The sequence below is a fragment of the Arthrobacter sp. Dra40 genome (assembly GCF_059091905.1).
Genome location: NZ_JBNHHB010000516.1, coordinates 1 through 1,113 on the forward strand (window position 1 = coordinate 1; position 1,113 = coordinate 1,113).

Here is a 1,113-nt window from a genome sequence, read left to right on the forward strand (position 1 = left end):
GGTTCACAATGCGTGCTTATGAACTGATGGTAATCATCGACCCCGAGGTCGAAGAGCGTACCGTAGAGTCCTCGCTCGACAAGTTCCTCAACGTTGTTCGCAACGATGGCGGAACCATCGACAAGGTGGACATCTGGGGACGCCGCCGGCTTGCCTACGACATCAAGAAGAAGTCCGAAGGCATCTACGCAGTGGTCAACTTCACCGCTACTCCCGCCACCGCCGCTGAGCTTGACCGCCAGCTTGGTCTCAACGAGACCATCCTGCGCACCAAGATCATCCGCCCGGAGGAGCAGAAGATCTCCGCTGAGTAATCAGCTTTGATCGCCGCACCCTTTCCGGGAGCGGCATTGACGAAAACAATCCCGCGCGCCACCGGCCAAGCGGGACCAGGACATCAGGAGGCAACATGGCAGGCGAAACCGTTATCACGCTCGTCGGTAATCTCACCAACGATCCCGAGCTGCGGTTTACCCCGTCCGGGTCCGCGGTAGCGAATTTCACCGTTGCATCCACGCCGCGGACCTTCGACCGCCAGTCCAACGAATGGAAGGACGGGGAAACCCTGTTCCTCCGCGCGTCGGTGTGGCGCGAAGCTGCCGAGAACGTCGCTGAAACCCTGACCAAGGGCATGCGCGTGATCGTTCAGGGCCGGCTGAAGTCCCGTTCGTATGAAACCAAAGAAGGCGAAAAGCGTACCGTCATGGAGCTTGAGGTCGACGAAATCGGCCCCTCGCTGCGCTACGCCTCTGCCAAGGTGACCCGTACCCAGCGCTCCGGCGGCGGGCAGGGCGGCTTCGGCGGCGGCCAAGGCGGCTTTGGCGGCGGCTTCGGAGGAGGCCAGACCCAGGGCGGTTGGGGCGGACAGCAGTCCGGCCAGCAGCCCGCACCCCAGGACGATCCCTGGGGAGCACCGGCCGGCGGCAACTCCGGCGGCTGGGGCAACGGTCCGGACTCGAACGAACCTCCCTTCTAAAACAAACCCCATCCCGTGGAAAAGATCCACGGGCTCCACAAGATAAAGGAGCTCCACGATGGCTAAGGCTGAAATTCGTAAGCCCAAACCAAAGTCCAACCCCTTGAAGGCCGCTGACGTCACCGTCATCGACTACA

2 protein-coding genes and 1 pseudogene are annotated in these 1,113 nt (G+C 61.8%); all 3 read left to right on the forward strand.

Features of this window, described 5'->3' with window-relative positions:
• Positions 1-8 precede the first annotated feature (8 nt).
• The gene (rpsF, locus tag AC5RWT_RS37660) at positions 9-314 is read left to right on the forward strand and encodes a 30S ribosomal protein S6 (RefSeq protein ID WP_136787676.1); all 306 of its coding nucleotides are present in this window, start codon (positions 9-11) and stop codon (positions 312-314) included.
• Between the two features lie 95 nt (positions 315-409).
• Positions 410-976, forward strand: coding sequence for a single-stranded DNA-binding protein (locus tag AC5RWT_RS37665; RefSeq protein ID WP_494084661.1), 567 nt, complete (start codon positions 410-412; stop codon positions 974-976).
• 58 nt (positions 977-1,034) lie between these two features.
• Positions 1,035-1,113, forward strand: a pseudogene (locus AC5RWT_RS37670) (30S ribosomal protein S18); the annotation flags it as partial.